The organism is Collinsella sp. AF19-1LB, from assembly GCF_003459655.1.
Taxonomy (GTDB): domain Bacteria; phylum Actinomycetota; class Coriobacteriia; order Coriobacteriales; family Coriobacteriaceae; genus Collinsella.
The window spans coordinates 15,202-37,608 of the sequence record NZ_QRWO01000017.1; the positions used below are offsets into that span (position 1 = coordinate 15,202).

Here is a 22,407-nt window from a genome sequence, read left to right on the forward strand (position 1 = left end):
TCAGCCGCCGAGAGCGGCGCGGGCGAGCTGCGTCGATTTAGCAAGGGTCATGGCAACTACGCCACAGCAGGCGATGATTTTGACGAGCGTGTGGGCGACGTTCCCGATGCCGCTCAGGCCGGTTCCGATATCGCCGACAACCGATACGACCAGATAGGGGAACATATAGAGGACCACGACCATTACGACGCCGGCGAGACACAGCGCGAGGAACTGTCGAAGGTATCCCCATCCCCAGCTGCGGGTCTCATCGAATCCCATGAGGGCGAACGGGATGGGTGCGAACATGGCGGTAAGGTAGATCTCGATGGCGCGACCGATCATCATGGCGTACGAGATAATCAGGGTGAACTGTGCGACTATATAGGCAATGGCGACTTCGAGCAGGATGACCAGGCTTTCGATGATATTGCCGTCTTCGGGGAAGACGATAAGGTTGTCCTTGCTCCACCAGTCGGTACCGGCATTGGCTCCAAGCGAGCTGGCGGACGTGCTGGCGGTCTTGATGATTTCCAAGACGATGGAGTATAGGTCTTTGACGATTCCGACGCCGTTGCGGACCATGTACATCATGACGGCGCACCAGACGAACAGTGCGACGACCTCGCGGACCGAGGGCATCATGCCGCCGCCTTGATCCATCTTCTTGGCAATCTTGAGGAGCTGGAGCAGCATGCCCATGGCGAGAAGGGTGGCGGCAACTGGTTTGATGGCGCTGTCGGACACGTTGGTGACCAGGGCGGCGAGGTTAATTTTTCCGCTCGTATTTCCCAAGAGATGGTCAAAGTCGCAGAGCAAGTCAGACGCCGAGACGCAATTCTTTATATCGCCCAACGTGCATTTGAGCATGAGGTTGGCAATGGGTTGGACTAAGGTTCCGTTGAGGAACTTCATGATGCCCTGACCGATGGCCTCGGTCCAAGAGCCGATCATTTCCCCGACCTTGTTGACCAAGTCATCCAAGCCGAAAGCCGCGGCGCAATGCGGGGTCAGAAGCATGAACAGCAGCATGATTCCGAGCGCCAGCGCGAAAGACGCGCCCGCACGTCCGGCCGATGGGGACTTGATGCCATCGAGCTTGCACTCAACAGACTTTACGGCCGCAACGAGGTGATGTTTCGCCTTGTTGAGGATGCCTTCATTGCGGGCGTAATCGAGGGCTTCAACCCTGATGGCGGCTACGTCCATCATTGGACATCGACCTCCTCGAACTCATGGGTGTCGGTGTGGTAGATGACGAGAATGCTCGGCAGGGAATCCTCGGCTGCGTTCGTGGCGTTCTTGATGCCAAACGTCAGGGTGCGGGTGGACTCGTTGAAGTTCTCGATGACCGTGCCGTCCCACGTCAGCTCGGTCGTGGTGGAATGGTTTGCGAGCAGGTATTCGATAACGGAGCGCTTGAACTCCTTGATGCGGCCGTCGATGGCCTTTTTGAAGTTATCGCCCTCGATGCCGTTGAATTTGGCGCTCTCGGCGCAACGGTTGTTCGAATAGCCGTTCTCATTGTGGAACATATCGCACTTGAGCTCGAAATAGGTGTCGTTGCCCTCGCCGGTGAGTGCAGCGGGATCGACCCTGCTGAGGGTCATGATGTGGTCGTTGCCGGACGCGTCGATTACGGAGAAGACCACCCAGCTTAAAGCTCCCGTCTGGTCGCCGGCGATGGTATCCACCGCCGTGATTGCAAAGGTCTGGACCTGCTTTTTGGTCTTCTTGACCGAGCCCTTGGACTCTCCGTAAGACTCGATGATGATGCCGTCCTTGATCGTCATCGAACCGCTGCCGTCATTTGCCGCCCATTTCGAATTCTCGATCTGCTCGACGATTTGCTTGGTAGCCTGGTCGTAGTCTTTGATGGCGGAGCGCTGGCGTTCGGTCAGCTCGGTTTTGGAATCGCCGGCATCCCCCTTATGAGATGGCTGCTCGCTTTTCTGCTCCAACTGCCCGTGCGCATCGGCTGGGGCGTCGTTCCCGCCGCCCTTCGCGACGCAAGACGTGATACCGTTCATCGCGATGAACAACACGATGCCCGCCGCGACCGCGACGACCGCCGTGTTGTTCTTGAGGAACTCCATGAATTTATCCATCCTGTCTCCTTCCCAGTCTGAGGTTTATTTCGAAATGTCGATTCCGCCGATCCAGCCCCACTTGCAGCCGGTGCCGGCGCCGTAGAATCTGATGAAGGTATCGAGCGATTTGACCGTGATGGGACCCTCGTTGCTCATGACCTTGTTGTTGCCGATGTAGATGCCGACGTGTCCGTACGTGAGTCCGGGAGCACCGGTACCCGGATGGGAGACATCGGCGATAATCATGCCCACCTTGAGCTCCGACCTATTGGAGCTATGGCACCAGGAGCGACACATATCGCAGGCGTTGCCGCCGAAATAGCCGACTCCCGCCGCGCGGAAGACATTGGTCACCCAGGCGGCACACCAGCCCTGTCCGGGAGATGGGGTGGCGTAAGCCATGTTGACGACGGTCTGCTGACGGGCCGATGCCCCCGCGATCTGCGGGGCGCCCGTGCCGCCGCCATGGTCACCATCGCCGTCTGACGGGTTCGTCAACAGCTCGTAATACCTGTCGGCTGCCTCATAGCGCACCTTCAGGCGGGGGATTCCAGCACCTTCCCAGCCGTAGCAGAATTGCCTGACGGCGTCCTTCAGGTCGGTGGAGGCCAAGAATGCCCGTTTGCTTCCAGAGACCAAGGTTCCACCGACGGGATCGAGCGAGCGGTTCTCGGAGCCATCTGGGCCGTGTTCGGACCTGATGGTATAGGCACGGCTCCAATATCCCCAGCTGTCGTGGTCCCAGAAGAAATCGAGCTGGACTTGGACCTCCGTCCAGGACTTGCCGACGGACTTTGCATAGTTCACGAGGTTCGTGTGGCGCCCGTTCGTCCACTGGCAAAGGCCGATGCCGTTGGCGTTCGTGCCGCCGCCTTCCTCCGAACCCGGGTTCATCCCACTCTCGGCATACATGTTGCCCATGATGGCGGCAATCTGCAGGTCATCGAGCCCCTTCTCCCTGAAGAACGATGCGACCTGCGATTCAACCTCGTTCATTCCCTGAACCTCCTGATCGGCGCTGCCGCCGGATAGCGCCAGCAAAAGGATTAGTACGGGGACGGCGGCGAGGATGAGCATCCCGAAAGTCGAGCCGCCGATAGCGGTCGCAAGGGAGCCGACTGCCCCGGCGAGAGCGGCGGCAAGTGACTTCAGGAGGGCTTGGAGCGCGGCGATGGCATGCTGTGCCGCCGCTTTAAGACCAGCTGTGACCTTGCCGATGAGCGCGGCCTTCTGCTCGGCCTCGACAGCCTCGCCCGCCGCAGCCTTAGCCCTGGCGATCGACATGGAGCGGCGCTGCATCGATTTCGAGAAAGCGACACGTTGCCCATCCTCAGCCGCCCGCGCAGCCTTCTTCTCGGCCTGCGACATGAGCTGCGACTTGCTGCCGCCCTTGGCTTTGGCTCGGGCAGCCTTGAAGTCCCGAGCCTTGCCGCGGACATAGCGGCCGGCGCGTACCGCCTCGTCCGCCTTCTCGATCCCGTCGAGACTGCCCTCCTCATCGAACGCGAAGACCGCCGACTTGGCGGCTTCGGCGGACGAGGAGAAGAAGCCCCGCGCCCCGGCTTGCTTTCCGGCGGCCCTACTGGCCCTGATTGAACGGCCGGCGGCGACCGCGGCGCGGGCAGTGGAGCGGACGGCCGTGCCGGACACGGAATCGTCCCCGATGGATGCGGTGGCTGAATTCACTAACGCGTTTGCCGCAGCGGATTTGAATTTCGCGGCGGTCTTGGCGCGTTGCTCGGCTTTGGTGATAAATGCCGAGGCTTCCCTGTGGGCCGCAACCATATCATCGGAGGCCGCCCGAACGTGCTCCTTCTCGGCGACCACCTTTCGCGCGGCAGCACGGACGCTATCGGGGGCATCGGCGACATTGGAAACGGTACCCGTCACATCGCCATGGTTGTCCCCACTGTGGGGCTTACCGATACGCTGGGCGGTTCCACCCGCGCCCCCGCGCTCCGCCTGGTTCATGAATCCGAAGTCACGGGAATCGGATACCCCGGCTCGCTCGATCCCGTCGGCGGTCGTTCCGAGCCCGTCCTTGAAGCCCTCGGCTCTCAATGCGGAATCGGAAAATGCGGATGCCTGGACGCCCGAGTTCCATCCCGAGGCGTCGAGCGTCTCCAAAGCATCCTTCTCGGCTGCAGCAAAGTCCTGCTTAGCCTGCGAATAGGCGGCCCTCGAGTTATCCAGGTTTTCCTGAATCTTCTTGCTGAGGTGTACGTCGCTCGCTTTGCCGCCGGTAAACATATCGGCAGATGCCCACGATGCGGATGGACCCTGATGCGAGCCGAAACCGATTGCCTCCGATACGGCTTCGGTTTTTTCCTCCGCGCCGCCAGTGTCGGCGGCCACAGGGGAGGCGCCGCCAAAGGGTTGCTGACCTCCCTGCATAGGCGCCGAACTCTGCCCCGCACCGCTCGCGGGCTGGGAAAATCCCGCCCCGCCCGCATCATACGCGCTGGAGAAGGCATCGCGTGAATCGGCTTGCACGGACACGGCAGCGCCCTCGATGAAATCTCGGGAGCCGGCGATGCCGGCCGCATCGATGCCATCGAAAGATGTCATCATGTTTCGCCGCACGGCGGCGGCACGGTCGGAACCGCCCGCAAATGGGGTGGCAGTACCTTGCTGCTCCATGCGGGAGGTAAAGGCGCTGGGAACCTGTTGGATTGGCTGTGCGGCAGTCGGGGTGGCAGGACCCTGGGATGCCGCAGCAACGAAGCCCTGTTCCACGCCGCTTGTTTGCTGGCTAGGCCCCATCACGCCGGCGCTATAGGCGCTGGGGACAGCATCGCGGCTAACGGTCGATACCGCGCCGGGCGTGCTGGCCGCATCGGCGCTAGCGGAATATCCAGAACTGACCGCATCGACATGGCGGGAGAAGTCTGCGCCAACCCCCGCTGTGCGTTGCAAAGCATCGTCATATGCCGCCGCAGCCTGCTGCTGGCGCTCTGCCGCAGAGGACATGCTCGCCGTGCTGCCATCTTTCAGGTTAGACGAGGAACTTGCGTTTCCATATTTGGAATCGTCTGGCAAGATGTCCTCCTTCCAAAATCATTTGGGTTACGGTCTCGAAGTATCGACCCGGCACCCGGCAATAGACGGGCAGTTGCCGCTGCGGCAACTGCCCGTCTCCATATTTGGCTACACGTCCGAGCCGCTCTTAGAACTCTGGGAACCCTGCTTCGGCTCGTTGCGCTTCTTCTTGCGGCCGCGCACGCGCTTGCGGCGGCGGAACTCGTCCTGCGGGGCGACATTCTCGGCCGTACCGCCGTGCTTTGCCGCATCGAGCGCCTCTCGCGCCTTCTTCTCGGCCCACTCGTTCGGGTCCGTGGAGAACAGCTCATAGAGGTGGTTATCGGTCGGGAACTCGCCCTTGATCGGCACGCGGGCCGACCCGAATACGAGAAGGCCCCAACCGCGAGGGGCGCCCTCGTCGATGCAGGCGACCTCGAGCGGCGACAGTCCCAAGGCGTCCGCCCAGTAGTCGCGATCCTCCTTGGACTGCTTGAGCAGCATGATGAAATCGGAGTTCTTGACGATCGCGTTGGCGTCCTGGTTGCGGATCATGGATTCGGTCGACTGCGTGATGCCCGTCAGGTACATGCCGAACTTACGGCACTCGTTTGCGAATCGGCGGAAATAGTTGAGTACCGAGGGGTACTTGAACAGCGACTCCATCTCCTCGATGTAGAGCCATGTCCTGCGTCCCTGGTCGAAGTTGCTGTACATGATGTTTCGCACCGTCTCGCAAAATGAGATGAGCGCGAAGACGAGCATCGAGTCCGGCACGTCCTTGAAGTTCAGACCGACGGTGCGGGCCGTGAGGTCGATATCGGTCTCGTGGTTGAAGAAATTGGAGTAGCCGCTCACGAAGCGCTCGTAGCGAAGGGCGATGTTCTGCGCCATCGGCTCGGGCTGGCGCTTCAGCTCCTCGTAGAAGTCCTCGAGGATGGGTTCGCGACCGCCCTCCACGTTGTATCGGCGGAAAATGTTCTCGACGCAGCGCTGGATGATGGAACGCTCCTCCTCGGAGAATACCGTCATAGTCTCATTGGCGGCGGCAGCCGCCTGCGCGATCATGGCATCGGCCTTGAAAGCCACCTGCGTGCCGAAATCCTCGGACTCGCGGCGCTTGTCCATGCCGAGCGGGTTCAGGTGGGCATCGAGTCCGACTCCGAAGGAGGCATAGGTGCCTCCCGCATGCTCGACCAGCAGCTTGTATTCGCCGGCACGGTCGAAGATGATAACTTGGTCGTCGGGCTTCGAGAGTAGCGTGCCCTCGATCTCGTTCTTGGCGAAGAATCCCTTGCCCGATCCCGTCTTGCCGGAGATGAAGCCGACGGGACTTGCCAGGTTGGCTCGGTTGCCGAACACGAGGTTGTTCGACAGTTTGTTCTGGTAGTACCAGCTACCGCCCTCCTGCTCGAGCTCCTGGGTGGCGAAAGGGACGAAGATGCACGCCTCCGACGTGGTGAACGGGCGGGAGATCTCGATGTGGTTGAGGCCGAGGGGCAGAATCGAGTTCAGACCCTGGCGCTGGCGGTACTCGAGGGTCTCCACCTGCACGCCCGCAGAAGACGCGACATCGAGAATTTGCAGTACCTGCTCGGTCAGCTTCTCGGGGGACTCCGCCCACGTGTAGATGAGGCCGGAGAACATGAAGAGGTGCTGCTGCTGCCCTTGGAGCTGCGTCAGCAGGTCCTCTGTCTCCTCGCGGGAGTATCGCAGCTCAGAGGGCAGGATCGAGTAGTCGTAGCCCTGCTGCACGGCCTTCTTCTGCTCCTCGATAGTCTCGGCATCGATCCACGCGCGGCGGGTCTTGACGAAGTTAATCGCCTTGGACTTCTCCATGGGCTGGAGATACCAAGTCACCTCTATGGGCATCGACATGTTCACGAGGTTCGCGACGACCGTATCCTCGAGGGGGGAGTCGTACTTGCGCATGACCAGCACCTGGCAGTACTTGTCATCGACCTTGAAGTACATGTTCGAACCATCGGGCTTGAAGTTGATGCTCATCGGCGCGATGAAGTCCTTCGAGCTGTCGGGACTGTAGATCGACAGGTCGCGCTCGTAGTCGAACGTGAACTTGCGGTCGGGGCGCAGCAGGGATTGAAGGACGGACAGGCGCTCGAGACCTGTCATCGGCGTGACATCGCAGCGGATCTGCTCGAAATTGCCCGTCAGGTCGGTGTTGATGCGCGAGAAGCGGGTTCGTGCCTCGATGGGGTTGTTCGCGTGGATACCGATGGTCATGTAGCGGGATCGCTTGATGTTCGAGACGCCCTCGGCGAGCTTGTCGGAGAGGACCTCGTTCATCGTCTCAGCATCCTCCTTGAGGACGTCGTTCGCCTGGCGCGACGGGTCGTAGAACTGGCGGTCGCGGATTTGGTCATGGCGCAGCGGCGTGTTGACGACGGAGAACTGCACCGTGGTGTCGGCGGGGAAATAGTTGTAGATATCGCACATCGCCGCGAGGATGGTCTTCTGGTCATCGTCGCGTGCATTCTGGTAGGTGATGTCGTCGAAGGACAGGGTCTCGGAATAGTAGCCCTCCTCGACCTCGCAGATGCCGTTCTCGAACATTCGGTTGTATCCGATGGCGTCGACGACGTTCTTGGCGTTATCGCGCACACGGCGCTGCTCGGCGGTGAGTTTGTCGCTCTTGGCGCTGCGCTCCTTGAGCTTCTTGGTCACCTCCGCAGCGCTTTTCGCCTGCGTTCGCTCCGCCTCCTTCGCCGCGGCGCGGGCATCGCGGATTTCACTGCGCTTGGCGGAGAGCTCGCGGTCGAGCTCCTTATGCACCTTCTTGACGTAGCGTTTGCGCTCACGCTTGCTCATCTTCGCAAACTCGGGGTCGAGTTCGAAACCGACCTCACCCGGGCGGCGGAGACCCTCGGCGAGCGTCTCCATGTTCTTGAAGCTCTCGTCCTTGTTAGCCATTAGTCGCTCCAAAATTCTTCAATCTGCCTCTTGTTGGGGTCTGTGGTGTTCATCGGTTCAAGCGGCCCGCCCGGTTCCCACATCTCCAGGCCGTTGGTCTTGTAGAGTTTCGTCAGCACCTTGCTGTTGGCCTTCTTGCGCTCGTCCGCATATGCCCGCTCGAGGGCATCTGCCTCGGCCTTGAATTCACCGCGCTTGCTGGCGCTCACGTAGACCAGGCACTGCTCGTTGAAGTTGTGCGCGAGCCACAGCGGCGCGAACTTCTCGAAGTTCATACCGTGGGGCGTATAGAAGCCGATGAGGGCGGCGGGAGCCGCGGCGAGCCATACGAGGTAGATGACGTCGTTGATGTCCACGTGGAACACGAACGTGCAGAGCAAGCCGAAAGCCAAGGCGCAGCCCACCGCCGCTCCGATACAGATGATCGTGCGTGCGGTGAGGCCGCCGATGACCTTGGGCTGATACTCGGTTACATCCTTGTGGACCGGTACCGACAGCACCCGCTTAGCCTCGCACCCAGCTGGTGTCGAGCGTACCGAAGTACAGGGCTGCGGCAGACACGATGACGCCGCCGATCAGCGTGCCGACGCCAGCGGCGATAGCAGCGCCGTTGCCCGAGGCGCCGTTGTGGACGTTGATGCCGATGGTGACGCCGCCCCAGACGACCATGATGGCGCCCAGCATCTGAATACCGCCCTTGAGCAGGGAGGTGATGTTGCCGAGGATGCCGCCGGCGGAATCGAGCTGGCCGAGCTGGACGGTGGCTACGGCAAGGGCGTGGTAAATCGGGTTCATGTGTATTCCTTTCAGGTGTATCGGTGCAGATGTGCTAAATCGACCAAGTAGCTTGAAAATGCCTTATTGGTCCAAATGCGCCGAATGTGTTATTATGCGTATGCGCCGATAAGGCGCCAGGGTGAAGAGGTTCGTGAGAACCGCTGTCATCTCCTGTCTAGCGCACCCATGAACTGTTTGGGGCCCGCAAGGGAATGCAGGTAGGTCGTTCGCGGCCGGGGTGCGCACCGCATGTCAAGGCGTCGGGCCGTCACGGGTCCGGCGCTTTTCTTTTTCAGGTGCTTCGGTAGACATGCGATCCTCCGTACCGGGTACAGGGCGGCGGCGTGCCGACCCAATGGACGCCACGAAGATACACGGCGCGGCCGAAAGGCACCCACGTCTTGCCGCAGCGGCAACATCGAGGCATTCGCGCAGTTAACGACCTCGGGCAGATACAAAAAAGGGGCTCGCCGGACGCTCCCGTGAACCCCTTGCACAGAATCAATAGAGCCGCTGCCCTCTATTCCGCCTTGCCGGTTGAATCCGTATCGCGGGACTTGTAGTGCTTGCCGACCTCGGCATCCGATCGACCACGCAAAGGCATCCGCCGCGGCATCGACTTGGATTGACTCGCGAGGCGTGCGGAGTACTCGCGTTCCTCGCGGCGGCGCTTCTCCGCCATGTACTTCTTGATATCGAATCCGGGCGTATCGGCCATCATCCTGTAGTTCGGATGCTCCGTGAGCGGGTACTTCTCATCGACGATGGGGTTGGCGCCGTTGATGAGCACGACGCATTCCGTCTTGGGGAGCTTTGCCACCTCGGCGGGATCGATGAGGGCGCGGCCGACGGTCTGGCCGCTCTTCGACCAGCTGCCCTGTCCTCCGTGGCTCTGAGAGTAGTTCTCCTGGAAGACGGTCTGCTGGCCGCAAGAATCGGAGATGAACTCGCAGGTCGAGGTCGTGCCCTTGTTGGCCTTGCCGCCACCGAGATAAAGGACGGTATCGCAGCAGCCCACGATGGAGTCGGCGGTCGCCTCGTCGTAGAGCTCGGCGAGCTGGGACTTGGCCTGCAAGATGACCGACATCGCGATGTTTCGCGAGCGCAGGACGGAGATGAAGCCCGAGATGTCGGCGGGAAGCGACAGGGAGCGGTACTCGTCGAGGATGAAGTTGACCGGGCGCGGCAGCTTGCCGTTGTATTTCTCCAAGGCCTTGTGGCACAGGACTCGCACCGTCTGGTAGACCATCATTCCGTGCAGAAAGCCCAGCGTCCTTTGGTCCGTGTCGTCGAAGATGGCGAAGATCGCGTTCTTCGAGTCGGGGTCTCCGAAGCGCTCGAGGTGCATCTGATCCTCGCCGACGACAAGCTGCTTCACTTCGGCGGCGGTGAACGGCGCCAGGCGTGCGTTGCAGGTGATCAGAATCGACTTGAGCGTCTTGCCGGCTGCGGACTGGAACTTGCGGTAGTTCTCCAAGGCGTAGTCCTCGGTGGGGTCGAACCCGCGCTTTCCGTTCTTGTGGACGTTGTCATACGGTCGCTTGTTGTCCGAATGACGGCGGAAGGCCGACGGGACGAGGTCGAAGCGCTCGCCGTCCGCGCCGGTGTAGACCGAGATCTCCTCCGGTGCGTCCGAGGGGGTCGGGTTCTGAGCTGCACGCTCCTTGACCTCGGGATTCTTCGGGTTGCGCTTGACCCGTCGCATACCGGTCTCGATTTCGTCGAAGATGAGGTCCAGCGGGCTCTTGTAGTTCTCGTTGGACTCGGATGCCTTGGCCATCGACAGCAGCTTGAGAAGGCCGCCGATGTTGTAGTCCTGGGCGGGGCAGTAGTCGCGCATGAACGCGATGAGCGCCATGTAGAGCATCTTCTCGGACTTCTCCCAAAACGGGTCTCCCGAGCTGGACTTGGGAGGCGTCGTCATGGAGATGAGAAGTCCCGCGAACGACTGGATTTCGAGGTCGGTCCTGACGTAGTGGAGCGGGTTGTAGATCAGGGAGCGGTCGGGGAAGAACGTGTTGAACGAGCGGATCTCATAGCCGTTGTTCGTGAGCATGTTGCCGACATCGAGCAGGAGGTCGCCCTTGGGGTCGGTGATGAACAGGTCGGAATTCATCTGGCACACGTTGGGCTTCACATAGTAGCGCGTCTTGCCTGCGCCCGAGCCGCCGATGACCAGCACGTTCATGTTGCCGTCGTAGTTCATCGAGAAGCCCTCGCGGCTCCAAGCGCGACCGGTGCTCTTCGAGAGAAGCAGCGCGTTCGCAAATCCTTGCGGATTTTTATCCTCGATGAAAGGCGCGAGTTCCTCGGTGGTGGCCCACCGCGCCGAACCGTGCTCCTCGCCGACTCGGGTGTTCTTCTGCCCATAGACCAGGCACACCATGGCAATTGCCCAAGGGATGCAGATTCCGAGGAGCATGCCGAGCATGCCGGCGTCGTTCGTCAACAGACGGAACGGATGGGCGGCGATGAAGCCCCACATCTCCGCAGGGGCGGCCGTGAGGCCCTCGAGCATATCCGAATAGGAGCAGGCGCAGTCGACGAACCTGTTGCCGAGGTAGGCGAAGGGGAGGGTGGCAGCCGCCGCGCCCAAAAGCGGCGCCACCTCTTTCGTGACCTTCATTAGCGGTTCACCGTCTCGAGCGAGACGTCCTTCTCGGCTTGGGCAGCGGAGCGGGATGCGACATATGCGGCCTCTTCGCCCTTGTCACTCATCAGCTCGTCGATGTTGCGTTCCTTCATGCTGACGGGCTCGTAATCGGGGTCGTCATCGATACATTCGGCATCCGAATCGAGCTTGTCGGGCGTCCCGTCCCCATCGCGGTCCTCGGCGGCATCGCGAATGCCGTCTCCGTCGGAGTCCCCGGTGCCGGGGGCATCCTGCCCATCGGCATAGGGCGTGGAGAGGTCACCGTTATGGGCATCGGGGCGAGCCTGGACGCAGTCCGCCGTGGTCTTGCTGTTGGAGATATCCTCGTGTAGCTCGGCCTTGCGGGTCTCGCGCGACAGCGCCTCGTCCGCATCGGCGGCGCTCAAATCGCCATCGGCTCGGACTGCCGGCGCGGACTCCACCGTCTTCTCGGCCAGTTCCTCCTCGGCGATAGCCTCCGTGGATTCAGGTCCGGTCTTGCCGTCTGCGGCGTTGCCGGCGGGACTCTCCTCACCGCGTGTCTCATCGACGTCATCGAGACTCGGGGCGAAGACCCCGCCATCGTCCGGGTCGCGCACATCATGATCTGGGTCTACACCCTCATCTGCACGCTCATCGGCATCTGCACGATTATCGTCTCCATGCTCGGGCTCGACCTCGGACGTCGGCATATCGACACCCATATCGCCGCCTGCCTCGTCATATCCATCAGTCCCATCTTCGATGAGCGGAGGTTCGAATTCCACGCCGATGCGGTCCTTGTAGCGCTGGCGCATGAACAGCTCGCCGCGCTCGGGTCCCATGGCTTGGATCTTCTTTCCCTCGATATCGAGGGCTTCCAAGGCGTGATCTGCATCGCCTTTGTTGACGATGACTTGGTTGCCGATATGGCGGGCGTTGATGTCGTAATCCTGCAAGATGGAGCAATAGTAGGCGGCGTTGAACGAGGATGCCTCGTTCTCGAACTCTCCGAACGTGAAACGGGTGCAGTCCCCATCGGGCAGGCTTTTGATATAGCCCTTGTCCGCTTTGCCCTTATCGAGTTTGTCGAGATTGATGATGCGGGCGGCATATCGATGGTCTCGGCTGATGTCGTAGATGGCATCTTGAATGGTGTGGGTGCGCTTCCCGTGACTGTCCTTTCCGTCTTTCGGATGGACGAGGAAGTGGCCGACGACGGTGGAGTTGGCAAATAGTTTCGGGGAGATCTGCTTCAACTCGCGAAGGGTCGCCTGCGCTTCAGCGGGAGAATCGAACCAAGTCGTCGTATAGTCTTGTTTTTTCATCCCCTTGCCGTTGTTCGATAGGCCCTTGGCCGCCGACTTGGCGTCTCGGGCTTCTGCTCGCAAGCGGTTCGACTCATTGATTTTGTTCCTGAGCATCTCCCTGCCGAACATCTCGAGTATGTTGAGCAGCTTGATTCCGGCCTCATCTGAAATTGATGGCATATCCTCTACCTCCGAAGGTCGCTGTGACCAAGCCCAATGCTCAGCCACAGCGCAGGCTACATCGGAGAGAGAAACCCCCTTCGGGTCGTGCCGCAGCGGTTAGATTCAACCGTTTCGCATCGACTCAACGGGAGTGAAGGTGCCATCTAGCGCCAAACGCCCATCGATACGGACTGGCCGTGCTCGTTTTCGGCGAGGATGCTGCCGTCGGACTTGTAGATGAGCTTCTTGACGAGGAACTTCTGGAATCCCGACCCAAACGCGACGGTGGTCACCTCCCCGGGGAGAAGCCCATGGGGTAGGGCGAGGCTTTTGACGCCGTCGGCTTCCTGCAAAGCCGCCGAGGCCCCGTCCGCACGCGATGACTCATCGGCGAGCTTCATGTTGACGCGCTCGAGTTCCTTGGCGAGTCTGCTTGAATCCCGCTCGGCCGCACGTGCGCGGCCCTCGGCATCAGTCGCGCGTGCGGTGGCTTCCATCAGCTTGGACTCCGCATCCTCGAGGTCGTCCTTCAAGTTCGAGCATACCGAAAGCTGCTGCCGCAAGGCGCCGACCTTGCCCTTGTAGCTTTCCAGGTCTTCCCGCAGAAGCTCTACGGCTCGCGCCTTGCCCTCGGCTCGGTCGGCTCGTTCGCGCTCGGACTCGACCTCCTTCTGGAGACGCTCCAACTCATCCTTGTGCGAATCGCTGACGGCACGGTTGACCTCTTCCTGCTTGGAATCGAGCGCCTCCTGAAGCTCCGCGATACGCTTTTCGTATTCCGCCGCGTCCTCTTCGAGCTTGCCCTGTGCCGCCTGCACCTGCTCGCGTAGCCGCTCCTGACCGCGCACCAGCTCTCCGATTTTCTGATCGTAGTCATGGCGCTGGCGGTGGTTCTCCTCCCGTGCCGCCTGAAGGTCCGCCTTGATCGACTCGCTGTTCGCCTGCACGGCCTCAAGGGCTGCGGCCGCATCGGCTCGTGCCTTCTGGGTCTGGGCGAGACTTTTTCCGAGGGCCTCGTTTTCCCGCGCGAGGTCGCCGATCTTGTCGGCGCTCGACTGTTCGCTGTCGCGCAGGTGGCTGGCGCCTTGCCGCTCGACCTCGAGCGAAGACTCCAGCTCCTCGATCCGGCTCGATGAATCGCCGAGCTTACCCAGCAGTTCGTCCCGCTCGGCCGAAACCGTCTCGAGCTCGGCTTTGGTCTGGGCGACGGAATCGTGCAAGGCGGCGTTGTGGTTCTCGAGCCTCTTCATCTGCTCATCCGCAGCGGCCTTGAGCTGCCAGCAGCTCTCCCGAGCTTCCTCGAGCTGCCTCTCGCGGGCCTCTGCCTGGTTTTGGAGGGTGGACATGTCGAAGGCCAGCTCGCTAGCGCGATTCTCGGCCTCCTGTGCCCGAGCGACAAGGCCGTTGACCTCATCTATCGACATCCCGCTCGTGTTCTCTAAACGGGAGCGCAGGCCGAGAACTTCCTGACGGAACTCCTCCTTCTCGCTGCGTTCGCTCTCGATTTGGTCATTGGCCTCACCGAGACGTTCCAAGAGGCCCTGCGTCTTGCTCCGCTCGCTATCAAGGAATTCGAGCGTCTCCGCATTGATGCGCTTGAGGTTCTCAATCTCATCTGCGGCTGCGGCGTTATCTGCCGCAGCCTCCACCGCCGCAGCCATCTCGGCACACTTGTGCTTGAACTCCTCGCACTTGCGCTCATGCTCTTGCTTGGTTTTCGCGAGCTCGGCCTTTACGGACGAAAGTTCGGCCAAGGCCGAATCGCGCTTATCACGAGCCTCGTCAACGAGCCGTCTGGCCTCGGCGCGAGCGGCCTTCATGCGCCGTGCGCGGTTACGTGAGCTGTGAGCCGCCTTGCAGGGGGCGTCTGCAGGCAATTGTCCCATTGCTTCTCCAATCGGATCTTAGTTTTCCGTCAACTCGTCGATATCCTTCGGCACCTCGATGCCCTTGACCGAGCACATGTAGCGAAGGGCCTCGCGTCGGTTCTTCGCGCGGGGGGCGATCATCGCCGAGTGGTAATCGCCCATGAACGTCCAGATGATGCCCGAGGTCGTCTTGTTGGCGGTGAGGCAGTACTTCCTCGCAAGCGCCTCGGCTTCATTCGCGCATTCCGAATCGTTTTCGGGCGCATCCTCGTGGCTGGTTCCCGCAGATTTTCCGCTGGCCGCTCGGACCTTCTTCAGATAGAACCTAAACCCGTCCGCGCGGCGAAGCCAGTTGAGCGGGAACATCGCGTAGCGCTTGAAGGCGGCCGAGCCGCCTTCGGAATTCTGCGTCATGAGCTCATCGAGATAGAGGTCCCACGCGTCGCATATCTCATCGGCATCGGCACCCGCGTTCATGGCATCGCGGATCGCGTCCATGGTCCTCTCGAGGAAGATGCCGTCGCAATGCTTGGGAGACGAGTCGGCGATGAAGCGGGCCGCATAGCGGACCTCGGCGCTCCAGCCGCCTTCACCGCCCGGCTCGCCGTTTCCACTCCCTTCGCAATGTCTATCTCCCTCGTTGGGATTATCAGAAGAATAAGAAAAATAATTATCATTATTATTCTTATTATTATTTATATATACATCGCGTTCAGAAGAAGACAGGTCGCTATCCTGCGGTTTTGCTGCATCTCCGCAGCTAGATGACGCTGCGGTATCTTCATCAGATTCGACGTTTGCGCAGGTCGCGCCGATACGACAACTTGGCGCATCGTTGTGACAAAATGACGCATCGTTGCGCCAAGTTGACGCATCGATGTGACAACTTGGCGCATCGTTGTGACAAAATGGCGCATCAGCCTGACCTGCGGATTGTTGAAAACTCGAGTTTTCAACAGCCGAGATGTGACAAGTTGGCGCGTCAGCCTGACCTGTGCTTTGTTGAAAGTCGAAATCGAGGATTTGCCCGCCCCGCGAGGCGGAAACGGGTATCGTCGCCTCAATCGCGGCATTGATTTTCTCCTGGACGGCGAAGTAGGAGCGCGGCGATTTCATGCCGTTCGCCTCCCTGCCGGTACGGTACAGCTCGGTGTAGCCGATGAGGCCCGCCTTGCAGAGGCTGTCGAGCGCACGCTGGACGGAGCGGCGCGAGATATACAGATCGAGGGCGAGCTGGTCCTGCGTGACGTAGTAGCCGTATGCCGAATGATGGCTCATCGAGTAGATCTTGGCGTAGACCGACAGCTCGGCGCTGGATGCCTTGAGACCCAGCCCGGCCGGGTCCACCATCCAGTCGAATACGGTATAGAAGTTGCGGTCGAGCGCGTTATCAGGACATCTTGTCGTAGGCACCGTCGTCGACCTCGCTTTCGCTTGACCCGTCAGCCAGCTTTGCATCCTCGGTGCCGCTGTCGGCATCGGCGAGAACCGATTCCACGGCATCGTAATCGCACTTGAAGCTCATCGACAGGCCGTCCTCGTCCATGACGGCGCAGACGAGTCCCTTGGCAGCAAGCTCGTTGAGCGTCTTGAAGACTCGCGCGATGCCGTGCTCGGCCGCCCTGCGACTGCGGGCTGGGGCAGGGCAACCCTCATCGAGGGCCTGCGCGATATATTTCGAGGTGATGCGCTCACGGGCGGGGTCGTCGGTGCAGTCGCGCTCGAAGATGAGCGCGAAGACGATTGCCTTGGCGTTGTTGAGGCCGAGACGGCTCATCCAGCCGTACTGCTTCCAGTAGGTCTCTTGCTCCAGACGGTTGTTGCTACGATTGTTGTACGCGAAATCCATGATAGTCCTCCTATTTTGCTATCGACATGACTCTGCTCCGGCTGTTTCGGCCGGAAGGCGTTTCGATAGGAGAGGGAGAGCTGGGTGACTGCTCGCCGACACATGCGACCCAAGTGCTCGGCTCGTTCTCGCCGACATGGGTGCGCTCGATGTAGCCGCGTTCGGACAGATCGCTCAGAACACGCCTGACGGTCGTGACCGATGTGTTGCTGAGGAACGCGAGCTTAGGTTTTGAGACGCTGAGGCCCTTTTCGCCCGCTTCGCAGACCAGGGCGAAGATGATGAGCTCGTTTCCCGATAAATCGAGATCGCGCATCATCCACGGGTCGATGGTGAAACTCATTTGAGATCACCTGCCAAAGTGCACGTGCATGGCGAAAAGACCCCGAAGGGCTTGATACCCTCGGGGTCGATAGCTAACAGATTGCACGGATAGGCGGCAGCGTTCACAGCTGCACGCCCAGCAGGGCGGGTCATGCAGTTCATCTCCTATCGTCCGGCTTGGGGAACCGGTATGCTTTGATTTTGTGGCGCTATGCCGAGCTTGTCAACTAGGCATTTTTGAGAAGGGTCTTGAGTAGCAGCTTGCCGAGCTGGGCTTCTCCGATCTGGTCGATCAGTGCTTCGTCCACCTCAACTTCGTCGTTTTTCATAAGAGCCGCACTATCGGGCGCACCTGCGCCCAGAAGGGTCTCGCCTCCGAAGATATCCACGCCGTATTTTTTGAAGAGCGGGGCGTACTGCTCTTTGATTTTCTCCCTCGCAAGGCAGCGCTCGCTCACGCTCTTGTAGAGAGCCTCGTAGCTGATCCCCGCGAGCTTGAAGATATAATCGCGGTTGAAGGTGAAGCGGTTTTGGAGGCGTTGGTACTCGACGGTATCGGCGCGACACATTGATTGGAGCTTCGAGCGGCTGCAACCGAGGACTTTGGCGGCCTGGTCGGAGTTGAGAACGAGCGGGAGCTGCAAGAGCTCCTCATCGCTGAAGGATGCGGACTTGGCGCTCTTTTTGACTGCGGTATTCATCACGCTACATCTCCTCCGCGACAGACGCGAAGGATGGATTTGCCATGCGCTGCATCTGCTCCTCGACGGCAGAGTCGAACGCGTCCAAAAGACGGGCGGCGCCTTCCGCGGGCAGCATCGCCCTCACAAACACGAATTCACTAGCGGTCGGCTCGCGAAGGAAGTTGCACTGACAGTCGAGAAGCTCGGCCCCGCCGACCGATTCATTGATAGCCGTGGCGAACAATTTCGTGTCCTCGACGTAATCCAAGAGGATTTTGGATGCGGACTCCAGTACAGGGTTTGCGGTCATCATGTCTCCGTAACTAACGAACTACTTGGGGCATAGTTGACGAATATGGAATGGTGTTCCTCATTCGTAGCTACGAGCGAGATATTAACCCTTTTTTCTATTCTGGGCAATATAATTTGGAATCGTAATTTACATACGTGGAAATTACCTATTTGCGCGATTTATATCTACATACGCGAAAATGACTTCCAAATCATGTATTCTGTAGCCGGGTAGTAACCTGATCTACAGATAGGGGAGACCATGACCTTCAAGGAGATTCTTGAGAAGTACGGTATCACGGCATCGGAACTCAGCCGCAGGTGCGGGGTTTCGACTTCAACCTTGAGCACCTTCGTGAACGGCAGGTCGAAATGCCAGAACATGCAGATCTCCACGTTTCTGAGGATATGCAAGGGCTTGGACATTCCGTTTGAGACATTTGTGGAAGACCTGTTCGATGGTGAGGAGGAGAACCCAGGAAAGAAGGCGCTTCTCTCGGGCGACGAGGAATCCCTCGTGAGCGATTTCAGGGGCTTCAACGCGCAGGCGAAATCCTGCCTCATGCGCGTATCGAGCGCCATGAAATTGGATCCCACCAACATGCAGAGAAATCACGAGGTGCAGGTCGAGAAGATAGAGCCTGATGACGTGGAAACAAATCCGGATGGCGCAGGGGAAGCCGATTAGCTCGCCAGGCGGCACCGGCGCTTTTCAAGCTACAGCTACCGAGCTACATATGTAGCCATGTAGCTGCATAGCCGCCTACATGACGCTATACAGACATATCGAGAAAGATAGGAGTTCGATACCATGGCTGGGAAAAAGCCCACCGCGGCTCCGAAAAAGCAGGTAGCGGGCAAGGACCGCCCCTACTCTAAACTGGAGTCGCTCATCAAGGGATCCGGATACTCAAACAGCCAGGCGGCAAACCTTGCCGGCATTCCGGTGAGCACGTTGACGACGATTATCCGCCCTGAAACCGACTTGGGAACGGTCCGCGTCTCTAACTTGCTCGCCCTTTGCCGGGTCTTGAACATAACCATAGAGCAGCTCTTCGACACCGAGATGCCGGTAGCCGACGACACCGATGCCCCTGTCGGGCAGAGGCTTGAGTTGGTCACGCTGTTCAATCGCCTCAATACCGAGACCCGCGGCGAGCTGATTGGCATAATGAGGAGCCTTGCGAAAGACCCGAACCGCCTGATGGTCTGGCCGAGCGAACGCGACTGACCGATTTTACAGGTAGCCGTGTAGCTCGATACTCAACTACACGGCTACAGAGCTACACGCCTACCTAGCTGCCTGAATACCCGTGCTACTTCAGGCAGACGACATACCACTTGCCGCCGTCGGCGATAATCGACCTGCGGTGCGTCCTGTTCCCGCGACCGATGACATAGACATCGCGGACATACGCGAACCTGCCCGTGGTACGGGACGGGCACATGAGCGGCGCACCGCTACTCGAGATGGCAAACCTTCGCCCATCGGGCCAGATGATGCATGTCGGGTTGCCGCCCGCATCCTTCTCAACCGACACCTCCACGAGATTCAACTGATCTCCAACCATTCGCCCTCCACAAGACAGACATCGCCATACGCCCGCGAAGCCGCGGGCTTTATTGATTAAGCGTCCCACGCGGCTACCGTCCACATGGGGCGCTTGCCGCAGCGGCATGCTCAACGCTCATGTCAAGCCACGGCGATGGCGCTCGCTCGGCCTTTTCCTTCCATCGCTATGCATCAAAGCCGGCTACACAGCTACACGGCTACAGCCAAGCCGATTCCGCTGCTAGACGGCGCTTTACGAGGCAATCCCACGCAACCTTGACCGCCACCTGCTGCCGCTGCGGCAACAGGTGAATGGCAATGCATGGATTGGCGTATTTTCACGGGGCTAGCAAAACCTCCGAATGGAAGGAGACCTCGATATGCGCAAACGCGAGGCAAAGAACAAGAAGACGATTTTGAAGCCGGCGGTGACCATGGCCGTGACTGCAGGCCTCATGCTGTCCCCGGTCATGCAGACCATGGCATTTGCCCAGACGGCATCCGCAGACGGCGATCAGCTAACCACCCAGACCGACATCCAGAAGGTCACCGAGCAAGCCGTAAAGGATGCCAAGGCGACCATGGATCTCGCCAAGGGCAAGCTGGACGAGGCAAACGAGCAGCTCGATACCGCGAAGGCCGCCATGAATGCCGCACAGTCGGCACAAGCCGACGCCCAGACCGCATACGATCAGGCAACCGCCGACGCTGAGGCAGGTGAGGCCGATGTACAGGCCGCGTCCGATGCCAAGGCTGCAGCCGACCAGAAGCTGACCGAGGCCAAGGCCGCATATGATGTCGCCGCCGCAAAGCGAGCCGACGCTGCAAAGGCTGCCGAGCAGGCTGCTGCAGCCTACGAGGCCGCAAAGGCGGGACGCGCAGGCGCGTTCGAGAAGATCGAGACCACCAAGCAGGTATGGACCGACGCCAAGGCAGCGGTCCATACCGCGAAGAAGGCCGTCGAGAAGGCCCAGCAGGGCGTCGACGAGGCCGAGGCTAAGGTTGCCGACCTCGAGCAGCAGGTATCCGATGCCCAGGCGGCCGAGGATGCCGCCCACAGTCAGCTCGATGCCCTCCAGTCCGAACTCGACCAGGCAAACGCCGAGCTTGCAGACGCCCAGAAGACGTTCGATGAGAAGCAGGCCGAGTTGGATGCGGCGCAGGCCGACATGGAGGCCAAGAAGGCCGATTGGTACGGCAAGGTCCACGCCTATCTCGATGCCTTCGGCAAGTGGGGCGATGCCGCTATCCAGAAGCTGACCCAGGCTAAGGATACCGCCCAGTCCAAGGCGGCAGATGCCCAAACCGCCCTCGACCAGGCGAACGTCAAGCTCGAGGCGGCCAAGCAGGCCGTCGCCAACGAGCAGACCCGTCTCGATGCCGCAAATGCCACCGTTCCCCAGGCAGAGCAGAACATCCAAGACGCGAAGGCCGCTCTCGCTGCAGCCCAGGACGAGTACGACCTCATCAAGTCCATCGCGGACTCCCTGCCCCAGTATCGCCAGAACCTCGATAATGCTCAGCAGAAGCTCGAGCAGGAGCAGACCGCCTATACCGCAGCCGCAAATGCCTACTACCAGGCTCAGGTCGCAGGCACCGCGACCGAGGAAGAGCTGACCTCCCTCATGGATGCGGTCAACGCCGCCCGTGACACCTTCCAGCAGGCACAGGACATCTACAACGACATCAAGGTCGCTGTTGACGAGCGTGAGGCCCAAGCCGCCACGCTCGGTGATAAGCAGGCCGCGGTCGATGTTGCCCAAAAGGCAGTCGATGCCGCGCAGGCCTCCTACGATGACATCGTGAACAACTACATCCCGACCTGCGAGGCACAGCTCAAGACCGCCAAGGATGATCAGGCGGCCGCACAGCAGGCCGTCGCGGCCGCGACCGACGCCAAGGCCGCAGCCGACAAGGCCGCCAAGGATGCGTCCGATGCGCTGGATGATGCCCTGAACCATGCCGGCAATCTCGAGCAGCTGAATCAGGCTCAGCTCGAGGCGAACAAGGTCTTTGCCGATGCTTCCTCCAAGTATCAGGGCTTGAAGCCTGGCGTTGAGGATGCCGCCGGCGTCCGCGACCAGGCGAAGGCTACCGCAGACGAGAAGCAGGCCGCCTACGACCAGGGCGCGGATGAATTCGATGCCGCGCATGACAAGACCGCTCAGCTCCAAGGTCAGCTTTCCGATGCCAAGACCGCCTTGGTCGAGGCTCAGAAGTCCCTCGAGGATGCCGTAGCCGTGATTGACGTGAAGAAGGGCGAGCGTGCCGCCGCGAAGGCCGCCTACGAAAAGGCCTTGGGTGACTACGAGGATGCGGTCACCGCCGAGCAGAAGGCGCTGGATGCCAAGGAGGCCGCCGATGCCGACCTGGCTGCGGCCCAACTCGCATATGACGAGGCTGAGACTGCCTACCAGAAGGCCGCCGTGGCTGCCGCTACCGCTGCCGCAGGCAAGGACGAGGCGGAGCAGAAGCTCGCCGAGCTCAAGGCCGCTGCCGACAAGGCCAATGGCACGTTGATCGAGGCAACCGCCGTCGTCAAGCTCGCTCAGGGCGATGTCGACACCGCTTCCGCCGCCGTGGATGAGGCTCAGGCCTACTACACCGCAGCCGCCCAGGACTACAAGAACCTCTCTGATGCCTACGAGGCTTCCAAGACCGAGAATGGCAACGGCACCATCGCCGGCGGTAACACCGAGACCGGCACCGAGGACGGTAACGCCAACGGTGCCGGTGGAGCCGGAACCGACCAGGCTGCGGGTGCGAACGGCAAACAGGCCCAGGGTGAGCAGGCTCAGGCCGCTGCCGCTTCCGACCAGAAGGCCCTGCCCCAGACGGGCGACTCCACCGCGCTCGAGGTGAGCGTCATCTCCGGCATGGGCGCAGCCGCGATTGCCGCAGCGGGCATCGCACGCCGCCGTGGTCTCCATGCTGCACTCTAGATCCTAGCGGTCTAGACCCA

At 60.5% G+C, this 22,407-nt stretch carries 18 protein-coding genes; 3 read left to right on the top strand and 15 right to left on the bottom strand.

Annotated features, from left to right (window positions below):
* The 14 genes from DWX39_RS06200 to DWX39_RS06265 form a co-directional block, all read right to left on the bottom strand.
* Positions 1 to 1,191, bottom strand: a complete 1,191-nt coding sequence (locus tag DWX39_RS06200; protein WP_117758859.1) for a type IV secretion system protein — start codon at positions 1,189 to 1,191, stop codon at positions 1 to 3.
* On the bottom strand, positions 1,188 to 2,087 hold the full coding sequence (locus DWX39_RS06205; protein WP_117758860.1) for a hypothetical protein: 900 nt from the start codon (positions 2,085 to 2,087) through the stop codon (positions 1,188 to 1,190). The genes DWX39_RS06200 and DWX39_RS06205 overlap by 4 nt, the downstream gene beginning before the upstream one ends.
* 24 nt (positions 2,088 to 2,111) lie before the next feature.
* The gene (locus DWX39_RS10995; RefSeq protein ID WP_158561627.1) at positions 2,112 to 5,108 is read right to left on the bottom strand and encodes a phage tail tip lysozyme; all 2,997 of its coding nucleotides are present in this window, start codon (positions 5,106 to 5,108) and stop codon (positions 2,112 to 2,114) included.
* 108 nt (positions 5,109 to 5,216) lie between these two features.
* A complete protein-coding gene (locus tag DWX39_RS06215) occupies positions 5,217 to 8,018 on the bottom strand; it encodes a VirB4-like conjugal transfer ATPase, CD1110 family (protein ID WP_117758861.1) in 2,802 nt (933 codons plus the stop codon).
* Positions 8,018 to 8,518 carry a PrgI family protein gene (locus DWX39_RS06220; RefSeq protein WP_158561628.1) on the bottom strand — a complete coding sequence of 167 codons (501 nt, stop codon included), beginning with the start codon at positions 8,516 to 8,518 and terminating at the stop codon, positions 8,018 to 8,020. Before DWX39_RS06220 ends, DWX39_RS06215 begins: the two co-directional genes overlap by 1 nt.
* A gap of 4 nt (positions 8,519 to 8,522) precedes the next feature.
* The gene (locus tag DWX39_RS06225; protein WP_117758863.1) at positions 8,523 to 8,813 is read right to left on the bottom strand and encodes a hypothetical protein; all 291 of its coding nucleotides are present in this window, start codon (positions 8,811 to 8,813) and stop codon (positions 8,523 to 8,525) included.
* 502 nt (positions 8,814 to 9,315) lie between these two features.
* The gene (locus DWX39_RS06230; RefSeq protein WP_117758864.1) at positions 9,316 to 11,421 is read right to left on the bottom strand and encodes a type IV secretory system conjugative DNA transfer family protein; all 2,106 of its coding nucleotides are present in this window, start codon (positions 11,419 to 11,421) and stop codon (positions 9,316 to 9,318) included.
* Positions 11,421 to 12,896 carry a hypothetical protein gene (locus DWX39_RS06235; protein WP_117758865.1) on the bottom strand — a complete coding sequence of 492 codons (1,476 nt, stop codon included), beginning with the start codon at positions 12,894 to 12,896 and terminating at the stop codon, positions 11,421 to 11,423. The genes DWX39_RS06230 and DWX39_RS06235 overlap by 1 nt, the downstream gene beginning before the upstream one ends.
* A 146-nt stretch (positions 12,897 to 13,042) precedes the next feature.
* A complete protein-coding gene (locus DWX39_RS06240; RefSeq protein WP_147336381.1) occupies positions 13,043 to 14,764 on the bottom strand; it encodes a hypothetical protein in 1,722 nt (573 codons plus the stop codon).
* Between the two features lie 18 nt (positions 14,765 to 14,782).
* Entirely contained in the window at positions 14,783 to 16,204 is a 1,422-nt protein-coding gene (locus tag DWX39_RS06245; protein WP_147336382.1) for a hypothetical protein, read from the bottom strand.
* Complete coding sequence (locus tag DWX39_RS06250; protein WP_117758868.1) at positions 16,137 to 16,595, bottom strand: hypothetical protein; 459 nt, start codon at positions 16,593 to 16,595, stop codon at positions 16,137 to 16,139. Before DWX39_RS06250 ends, DWX39_RS06245 begins: the two co-directional genes overlap by 68 nt.
* Before the next feature lie 10 nt (positions 16,596 to 16,605).
* Positions 16,606 to 16,938, bottom strand: coding sequence for a MarR family winged helix-turn-helix transcriptional regulator (locus tag DWX39_RS06255; protein WP_117758869.1), 333 nt, complete (start codon positions 16,936 to 16,938; stop codon positions 16,606 to 16,608).
* Between the two features lie 208 nt (positions 16,939 to 17,146).
* Positions 17,147 to 17,623: a hypothetical protein gene (locus DWX39_RS06260; RefSeq protein WP_117758870.1), complete on the bottom strand. Its 477-nt coding sequence runs from the start codon at positions 17,621 to 17,623 to the stop codon at positions 17,147 to 17,149.
* Between the two features lies 1 nt (position 17,624).
* A complete protein-coding gene (locus DWX39_RS06265) occupies positions 17,625 to 17,912 on the bottom strand; it encodes a hypothetical protein (RefSeq protein WP_117758871.1) in 288 nt (95 codons plus the stop codon).
* Positions 17,913 to 18,155: 243 nt separating this feature from the next.
* Between DWX39_RS06265 and DWX39_RS06270 the strand changes: the two genes are divergently transcribed.
* Entirely contained in the window at positions 18,156 to 18,581 is a 426-nt protein-coding gene (locus DWX39_RS06270) for a helix-turn-helix transcriptional regulator (RefSeq protein ID WP_117758872.1), read from the top strand.
* A gap of 123 nt (positions 18,582 to 18,704) precedes the next feature.
* A complete protein-coding gene (locus tag DWX39_RS06275) occupies positions 18,705 to 19,124 on the top strand; it encodes a helix-turn-helix transcriptional regulator (RefSeq protein WP_117758873.1) in 420 nt (139 codons plus the stop codon).
* Between the two features lie 85 nt (positions 19,125 to 19,209).
* Here DWX39_RS06275 and DWX39_RS06280 read toward each other — a convergent pair whose 3' ends face one another.
* Complete coding sequence (locus tag DWX39_RS06280; protein ID WP_117758874.1) at positions 19,210 to 19,464, bottom strand: hypothetical protein; 255 nt, start codon at positions 19,462 to 19,464, stop codon at positions 19,210 to 19,212.
* Positions 19,465 to 19,825: 361 nt separating this feature from the next.
* Here DWX39_RS06280 and DWX39_RS06285 point away from each other — a divergent pair, with 361 nt between their 5' ends.
* Positions 19,826 to 22,387 carry a hypothetical protein gene (locus tag DWX39_RS06285; RefSeq protein ID WP_117758875.1) on the top strand — a complete coding sequence of 854 codons (2,562 nt, stop codon included), beginning with the start codon at positions 19,826 to 19,828 and terminating at the stop codon, positions 22,385 to 22,387.
* Positions 22,388 to 22,407 lie beyond the last annotated feature (20 nt).